This window comes from uncultured Aquimarina sp. (assembly GCF_947495315.1).
Taxonomy (GTDB): Bacteria; Bacteroidota; Bacteroidia; order Flavobacteriales; family Flavobacteriaceae; genus Aquimarina.
Window position 1 is genome coordinate 1 of sequence record NZ_CANLYD010000063.1, and the last position, 239, is coordinate 239.

Sequence of the window (239 nt, forward strand, 5' to 3'; positions counted from 1 at the left end):
TCTACGATATCATAAATACCATCGTTATCACTGTCTAAGTCCAAATGATTAGCAACGCCATCATTGTCATTGTCATATATGTCTGGGATACCATCATTGTTCGAATCTGTAAGATCCGGGGTACCTGGTAAACCGTCTGGGTCTACATCCTGGTAGTTCGGAATGCCATCACCATCATCATCGGCACTTGGATCATTACCATCACTCTCTACAACATCTGGAATACCATCATTGTCATC

At 42.3% G+C, this 239-nt stretch carries 1 pseudogene; it reads right to left on the reverse strand.

Features of this window, described 5'->3' with window-relative positions:
- Positions 1-239 (reverse strand): annotated as a pseudogene (locus Q0910_RS28595) (hypothetical protein); the annotation flags it as partial.